This window comes from Mesorhizobium sp., assembly GCF_017306585.1.
Lineage (GTDB): Bacteria > Pseudomonadota > Alphaproteobacteria > Rhizobiales > Rhizobiaceae > Mesorhizobium.
The window spans coordinates 79,298-87,725 of the sequence record NZ_JAFKIC010000111.1; the positions used below are offsets into that span (position 1 = coordinate 79,298).

Sequence of the window (8,428 nt, forward strand, 5' to 3'; positions counted from 1 at the left end):
ACGCAATTATAAGCCGCTTCGTCTGAGCGCGCCCATCGTCTAGCGGTTAGGACACCGCCCTTTCACGGCGGTAACAGGGGTTCGATTCCCCTTGGGCGTACCAGATCTTTTCATGGCTGGATCACGGCGGCGAATTCGCTGGGCAGTTGGCGAGGCTGCGATCTTGCGCCGCCCAGGAAATCAAGAAATCCACCCTTGAGTTTGCAGACACCACGGCACGCAGGACGTCGGAGAACCTGCTTGTCTCGTAAACATTCGTACGTCACTATCCTGCCAGACTTCCGCGAAAGAAATGTTGGCGGTTTGAGTTTAGGCGTTGCATGCGACTGTCAGCAATTCTTCTTTTTGCCATTGCATTTCTCGCCGCTGCGCCAGCTTGGACAGCCAGCTCGCCGAGCTTTGATTGCAGGAAGGCAAGAAGGCCGGATGAGAAGGTAATTTGCGCTGACCCGCAATTGGGTGCCTTGGAGGCACTTATGAGCAAGACCTATGCAGAAACAGCCAAGAAACTCGGACGATCCGCGGTAGAGGGAATAGGTCGTGCGCGCGCAAAGGAACGAATAGCGTGTTCGGTCGACGGAAAATGTATAAGACAGGTCCTGGAAGGTGAAGTCGAAGACCTTCGGTCACTATCGGCGACCAACGACAACTTAGTCCCCGAATGGTGTGACAAAGCCAAATCGCCTGCCGAACTCGCCATCTGCGGCGACGAGTCGTTACGACGCAAGGAAATCAATCTCACCGGAATGTTCTCAACTTTGAACAGCGTCACCCTGCGGAAGGCTGAGCTGCAACAGTTGCAAAGAAACTGGCTTCGCACTCGTAATCTTTGCGGCAACGACATCGCGTGCCTATCGGATTCTTACGGACGGCAGATCGAACTCTATTCTGGCATGTCAGCCGAACTCGACATAGCCAACACACACCAGGCCGGAAATACCGCTGTCTCCCAACCTGTTGCCGGAACCTCCCCTTCCGGCGCGATCACACTCAGCGGACTGGAGCTGTCGTTCCCCAACGACATCATTACGGGCAACAGCATTGATGCCCTGTTCGTCGCGAATGACGACTATTTGGACGTGGCGAAGCTCAAGACGCCAGCCGCTGATGCTGCTCTTGTTGGCGCCGCGCTGAAATCGCGCGGTATCGCGTCAACGACGATAATGGATGTGACACAGACATCGCTTGCTAGCGCTATCGGCAGCTACAAAACCAGCCCTCGCAAGGACGTGTTTATCTTCTATTATGCGGGTCACGCCGCCACCGTGAATGGCAATGCAGCGTTGCTCTTTCCTTCGTTTTCTCTCAGTTCGCCCGCCAGCTCGAACGATTATCAGCCAATCTCGCAGATAATCGCCGCGATCTCCAAGCTCGGTTATCGGAAAGTTCTCGTCGTCTTTGATGCCTGCCGCACGATTGTCGATGTAAAACAGGCAGTCGCCAGCGCCGGGGACGCCAAACCTGTCCTAGACGATGTCAGTGTCCGCAGCGTGAGGCCATTGTCGCCCGCCCAGGTCGATACCGACCCTTCAGGAGGCGGCGAATACACGATTGCTTTTTCCGCATCGAGCGGACAGCCGGCAATTGATACGCTGAACGGAAAAAACAGCCCTTTCGCGGAAATCTTCGCGGCCAATATCCGGGAAAAGCCAACGATCCTATCGGCACTCATCGATACCCGTAACGGAGTAAGTTCCGCGACCGGCGGTAAGCAGCTTCCGCGCCTTGAGTTGGGATGGGGAGCGGACGTTGCCCTCACCGCGCACGTCGTGTCGTCGGCAAGCCTCCAGTTGGAGTTGCCCGCCTACTTGCTCAGAAAGACGCCTGAAATTCAGTGGCGGAAGTCACAATGGCAAGGAGGAGAGCCTACCCTCTCAGCGAGACACAGCGTTCAACCCGGAGACGCTTGCGACATTATGAAGCCAGCTCCCAATGGTGCCGTCACCGTGTCGACAGCCGACTTCGACTGCATGTTGTCGCTATACGATTGGCGGGCATCGGTTGACAGTATCGACCGACCCAAGATCGATTGGAATGCGGGCAATCTCATTGACGGGGTTGTTCAATCATGTGGGCAGGCAAGGTTCGATTTTGACCTTGATGCAGACGGCAAGCCGGAAACCATCGGGCTCAGCAACGATAGATATGGAGGGAGCCTCAGCTTCGTGCACGGCAACCATACCGCGAATTGGTATTCGACCCTTGGCTGCAACTTCAAGACCATTACGCTTTACGACATCGATCGAAATGGCGTCAGGGATATGATTGTAGAATATGATTGCCAGATAGGAAATGAACAGAAATCTTGCCTTTTGGTTCTAAGTGGCGAACGTCTGGTTGCGAACGTGGACGGCACTTTCTGGTATGGTGATGAAAATGCCGAAAAACAGAAATTGGCGAAATTCGGAGCTCCAGAATTAAGAGGAATTCTTCGCGGCGCCGAGCCGATTACCCTATTTTTCGAGGCTGACATCTCTTCTAGTTACGGGATTGAGGGGAACAAGATCGTGTTTTATTCCCCGGGCGGCATGCCCAACAACGAGCTAATCTTTAACAGGGACGGGTCTGTCGATTCTCACTGAAGACCTCGTTGAGGCACCGGGGTTCCTGCTGAAATTGCGTCGAATCCATACCCGAATGGTGAATGACCAATAGGGCGGATAACTTGCCCTTTTCAAGCGGTGAGACAATGCCTTGATCATCCGCACGGCTTCGCGGGGTAGTTGTCACGGGCGGATGTGCCAGCCAAACATCGCGGCCTTGTCGGGCAGGCGGACCGATGGTTAAACTGGAGCCGGAGGGAGCGCTCATATGGCAATTCACCTTTCGGCGGATGCACGAACTCCAGCAGCAACGACGCGACCGCGATATCTTTTCGGTCCGCTGGCGGACTTTCTGATGCTTGGTGGGAGCGCCTTTCTGATCTTGCCGATCCTGATCTTCGTACCGCTCAAATACGAAGGCCTTCTGGCGGCAACGATGCTTTTGCTGGCTTATGTGCTGAACTATCCGCACTTCGCCCACTCGTACCAGATCTTCTATCGCAATTTCGGGTGCAAGGTGCGCGGCGACGGCTACGACAAGGGCCTCCAGATCCGCTACATCCTGGCCGGCATCGTCGTTCCCCTGCTCATGGGCGCATTCTTTGCCTATGGCGCGACAACGGCCAACGCCAGGCTTTTGGGAAACGCCGCCAATGCGATGTTCTTTTTCGTCGGCTGGCATTACGTCAAGCAAGGCTATGGCATGCTGATGGTCGATGCCGTGCTGAAGCGCCGGTTCTTCAGCGACCTCGACAAGAAGATCCTGCTGGTCAACAGCTATGCTGTGTGGCTGTTCGCATGGTTGCAGACGAATACGGCCGTCAGCGAAGGCAGCTATTACGGACTGCAATATTATACGTTCGCCACTCCCGCATGGCTCAATGCGATCGCGCTGTCGATAGCGGCGGCTTCCACCGCCGCCACGGCGGTGATGCTGATCAACCGCTGGAGCAGGAATGGGCGCAGCCTGCCGTATAATGGCATCGTCGCATATGCGGCGTCCCTGTATCTCTGGATCCTGATCGTGAGGATAAATCCGCTCTGGCTGCTCGTGGTGCCGGCGCTTCATTCCCTGCAGTACCTGGCGGTGGTCTGGCGCTACCAGAGCAATGTCGAACGCGACGCACCCCGGGCCGAGAGAGCACCGCGGTCGAGACTCCTGTCCGTTCTCGGTCGGGGCTACAGGGTGCGGGTCCTCGAATTCGTCAGCGCCGGCCTGCTTCTCGGCGGTGTGGGCTTCTGGCTGATCCCGACGGTGCTGACGGCCCTGATCCCCTATGACGAACAAGCCCTGGGTTCATCGCTGTTCTTCTTCATCGTCCTGATATTCATCAACGTGCACCACTATTTCCTCGACAACGTGATGTGGCGACGGGGCAATCCGGAAGTGTCGAAATATCTGTTCCGCTAGCGCGTTCAGCGTCTGATGAAATCACCCTGCCGCTATAGGCCGGGTGAACGCCGTGGGCATTCCAAAACCGATGCCGGGATGACAGGCTGAGCGCGGATCGCCATCCTGCGGGCACGCCGAATCCGGGTCAATTCAACAGATTGGGATATTGGAGGCCTCGCCTCGGAATCGAACCGAGGCTTCCGAGATTTGCCGTCTCTAGCGTAGCCGCTCCGCCACGAGGCCATGTCACGGTGGTAAAGGGGAGAAGTTTACAGACCCTTGATGCCTTGGCTAAAAATCTCACCGACCCGCGACAGAATTGAACATGCCCACACAACAGCCGCACATGGCTGGAATGGCACGCAGGCGAGTGGCAAATCTTGTCGGCTTCACGCGCCCGGAACGGCTCAATCCTTGGTGCTGCCGTCCCAGCTGGCGTTGGACACGTGCTTTTGCTTTTCCAGATAGTCGGTCACGGCCTCGATCTCGTGCGGATCGACCGCGGTGGAGACCAGCGTCGCCACGATCTCCACCGTGTCGTCGCCGCGATCGGCAACGACCACGTCGCTGACCGGGTAATTGGCCAGTTCCAGCCGCTCCACGAGCAGATCACGCAGTTGCGGCATCGCCTCGCGGCTGGAAATGATGCTGACCTCGTAGGTCGCCTCCGTTGCGCGGTCGTCGATGGGAATGCGGTTGATCATGTTGACGAGCGGCCTGAGCAGCGTGTTGCCGGCGAGCACGAAGACCGTAAGCAAGGCCGCTTCGGCGATCATGTCGGTTCCAGCACACGCACCAACCGCGGCCGAGCACCAGAGCGTCGCGGCCGTGTTGAGGCCGCGCACGTTCATGCCTTCCTTCATGATCACACCGGCGCCCAGGAAGCCTATGCCGGAAACCACGTAGGAAATGACGCGCACGGCCTCGGTGGAGCCGGCAATGCGCTGCGCCAGATCGACAAAGGCGGCCGCGCCGACGGCGACCAGCACGTTGGTCCGCAGGCCTGCCGTACGCTGGCGATACTGGCGTTCGGCGCCGATCAGAGTGCCAAGAATGAACGCCGCGACAAGGCTCACGGTCGTGTCAAGGAACGGATAGAGATCGAAGGTCTCGACAAATCTCATGGGCGCGGTCCAGGTCGGTTTTCCCCTCCATAGACCAATTCGGCAAATCCTGTGAGACGATTGTCCAGCCTGATCGCGCCGGCCGAAAGAATTGGCTAGGCCACCCGCGCCGGGCGGCTGAGATGCTCGGCCCGGGCACATCGTGTCCGAGCCACCGAAATTTTGAGAAGGCCGATTCCTACCAGTTCACCTTCAGGCCGACATTGCCGCCATAGGTCTGCACGCCGTCGCCGAACTTGCCGTCGAAGGCGGCAAACATCGAAGTGTTGCTGCTCCAGTCCATCTTCAGGCCGGCATTGACCGCGAGCGCGTTCTCGGCCGCCGCGGCGCCCTGGATCACGAAGGAATAGCCAGGCGCGGCCTGGAAGCTCGGTCGCACCGAGCGGTCCGGTTCGAACTCGTGCACCCAGGCGGCACGGCCCCAGGCCTGCAACGACTGGCCGTCGCCGACACCGATCGTCGTGTCGAGCTGGAGGCCGAGCGAGACCGGCAGCGAGGTTATCATCCGCTGGTCGAAGCTGAGCCCGAGAGAGCCGCCGCCAAGCGAACTCTCATCGAAGCCGTCCATCGACAGGAACGAGAACTGCAGCGCGGCGAAAGGCGTGATTGCACCCTGCCCCACCTGTTGGCGCCAGCCGGCCTCGATGTTGGTGCCGAAGCCGGCGCTGAGGAAGTTGCTGCGCCAGTTCTCCGTCGAAACACCGGGCACCGGATTGAGCGGCGCATTGGAGCCGGGCACGGACGTGGCGCGATGGATATTGTTGTTGTAGAGGCCGAAGGCCAGCCCGCCATTGATGTAGAACTGATCCCATTTGCGGGCGACATAACCGCCGGCCTGGGCGCCGATGATGTTGCCGGAGGTCTGGCGATCAGCGACGGCAAAGGAAGCCGCCGCGCCGCCGAGCGCGAAACCCATCAGCACATCGGGATCGCCGGCAGAGTCCAGGCCAACAGCGAAGCTGCCGCCCTTGTAGACATTGTCGGCGCTGCCGACGATCGCATCGCCACTCAGTTCACCGGCATTGGCGCCGGCTGTCGCCCAATAGCTCCAGCGCCGCTCATCCGGCTGCATGGCCTTGAACGGATTCTTCTTCGGCGCCGGCTCGTCGTAGGCCTGCGGCGTCACGGACCGGTCGGCCGGATCTATGCCGAGGCCAGTGCGCCAGAAATTGGCCTGCCGGTTCATCGAAGCCAAGAACGTGTCATAGGCGTCGAACTGCGGCTGCTCGAAGCCGCTGACGCCCTCGCCCGAGATGGAATCGTAGACAGCCCCCAATTGACCCAGCGTCGGAATATAGAACAGCGCTTCGGCGATTTTGGTGAAGGCCGGCGAGGTCAGGTCGGTCTGGATGGCATTGACCGCATTGCCGACCGAGGTCTGGTTTTCGGTCAGCCCGGCGCGGGCGAAGTTGATGTCGACATTGAGCACGACATCATCCGGGTTCGGATAGAGCAGTTGATACTGCGCGACCGCGCTGGGGATCGAGTCAAGCACCAGCCCGTGGTTGGTCACGCCCTGATCGGCGTGCAGTATCAGATACTCCTGTGTACCCGGCTTTGCCGCGCCCGGCTCCATGATGTTGAGATTGACCACGCCTTTGAGGTCGGCCGTGCCGGTGATGTTGATCTGGTCGGCCTCCGGGTCGAGGTCAAGGTCTAGCAGATACGTGCCGGTCACCGACTGCGTCCAATTGCCGGTCACATAGGTCGTCATCACACGATTGAGATCGCCCGGCGCGACATAGCCGTCATTGGTGAACTCTCCGGTCCGGCCTAGATCGACCGTGTCGCCCATCCGGTAGATGGCGCCCTTCTCGTTGTTGAAAGCGTTCTGACCGTCACCGAGCGCGACGGAGCCCATCGTGTCCTTGAAGTTGTTGTACGTATCGTTGCCGATGCCACCTCGCATGGCATAGCCGTCGATCTTGCTCATGCAGCCAGGGTCTACCACCGGGTTGCAACCATCGTCCCCGGTGACCGCGCCGACGAAGCCATTGTTGGTCAGCACATTGTTCCTGCCGTCCAGATAGGTGATACCGGCTCCGGCGCCCGAGCCGCCCAAGATCACGACATCCTTGTCGATAGTGACGTTGATGTCGCCATTGTCCGCTATGTCGCCGCTGCCGCCCGAGCTCTGCTCCATCAGCGCGGAAGAGTTCTTGCCGGTGACGTAGAGGCTGGCTTTCTGCTCGAACGTCACGTCGCCGCCGGTACCAGAGCCGCCGGCACTGCCCATGAACCCTTGAGGCGTCGGGACTGCGTCCATGGCCATCATCATACTGCTTGCAGCCGGGGCCTGGGAGAGGCCGAGATAGTTGCCGGAGAAGCCGCCGACACCGCCGCCGCCGCCAATGCTCTGGCCAAAGACGCCGACCGAATTGTCGCCGGTGATCAGCATGGCGACATTGCTGTTGATCGTCACGGTGCCGCCGTTGCCGATACCGCCATTCTTCGCTTCGATGATGCCATTGGTGCCGGCGGTCATCACGCCGCCGCCGCCGCCCACCGACTGTGCGAAGATGCCGACCGAGCCGTTGCCCTTCAGCACGATCTGGCCGGTGTTGGTGACGGTGACGTCACCGCCCTTGCCGTTGGCGCCGCTGTCGCCGCCGATGAAGACGGGCGGTCCGATCGTCGCCGCGATCGCGGTGCCGCCTTTGCCGCCACCGCCGCCAACCGATTGCGCGAAGATCGCGACCGAATTGTCGCCGTCAAGTTGCATCACACCATTGTTGATGACGGTGACCACGCCGCCATCGCCGCCGGCGGCGCCCTTGCCGCCGAGCGCGAACGAGAAGCCGGGAGCGCCACCCGCCACCGAATAGCTCGCGCCGCCGGAGCCACCGCCGCCGCCGACCGACTGCGCCATGATGCCCGTCGAGCCAAAGCCCTTGGCGTAGATGACGCCGCTGCCGAAATTGGTGACGTTGACGTCGCCGCCCTTGCCGTTGGCGCCACCATTGCCACCAACGCCGAAGGTCGCGGCGCCCGGACTGAGCGCTGCCGCTATGCTCATCGCACCGGTACCGCCGCCGCCGCCGACGGATTCAGCGAAGATCGCCACCGAGGCGTCGGATATGGTCGTGATGTGGCCGTAATTGTTGACCGTAACCACGCCGCCATCGCCTGAACTGCCACCGTCACCGCCGACGCCGACTGACGTCGGCACGATGCTGGCGCCGATACCGCCACCGCCTGAGCCGCCGCCTGCGCCGACCGATTGTGCGAAGATGCCGTGCGCGCCGGCGCCTTCTACGAGGATCGAGCCATTGACGTTGTTGGTGATGTTGACCGCGCCGCCATCGCCATGGGTGCCGTCGGGATTGGCCGCGTCGCCACCGGCACCACCAACCGCGATAAAGCCGATC

General features: G+C 60.2%; 4 protein-coding genes and 2 tRNA genes. 3 read left to right on the forward strand and 3 right to left on the reverse strand.

Annotated elements, in window-relative coordinates; translation table 11 throughout:
• The first annotated feature begins 28 nt into the window (after nt 1–28).
• From J0I79_RS06545 to J0I79_RS06555, 3 genes are all read left to right on the forward strand, one after another.
• Nucleotides 29–103 (forward strand) — tRNA-Glu (locus J0I79_RS06545).
• 373 nt (nt 104–476) lie between these two features.
• On the forward strand, nt 477–2,582 hold the full coding sequence (locus tag J0I79_RS06550) for a caspase family protein (RefSeq protein WP_292855850.1): 2,106 nt from the start codon (nt 477–479) through the stop codon (nt 2,580–2,582).
• Between the two features lie 316 nt (nt 2,583–2,898).
• Nucleotides 2,899–3,954 carry a hypothetical protein gene (locus tag J0I79_RS06555; RefSeq protein WP_292855851.1) on the forward strand — a complete coding sequence of 352 codons (1,056 nt, stop codon included), beginning with the start codon at nt 2,899–2,901 and terminating at the stop codon, nt 3,952–3,954.
• Between the two features lie 149 nt (nt 3,955–4,103).
• Here J0I79_RS06555 and J0I79_RS06560 read toward each other — a convergent pair.
• The 3 genes from J0I79_RS06560 to J0I79_RS06570 form a co-directional block, all read right to left on the reverse strand.
• Nucleotides 4,104–4,179, reverse strand: a tRNA-Cys gene (locus tag J0I79_RS06560).
• A 164-nt stretch (nt 4,180–4,343) separates the two neighbouring features.
• Nucleotides 4,344–5,060, reverse strand: a complete 717-nt coding sequence (locus J0I79_RS06565) for an MgtC/SapB family protein (RefSeq protein WP_292855853.1) — start codon at nt 5,058–5,060, stop codon at nt 4,344–4,346.
• A 178-nt stretch (nt 5,061–5,238) separates the two neighbouring features.
• A partial coding sequence (locus J0I79_RS06570) for an autotransporter domain-containing protein (protein WP_292855855.1) occupies nt 5,239–8,428 on the reverse strand: 3,190 nt, incomplete at its 5' end.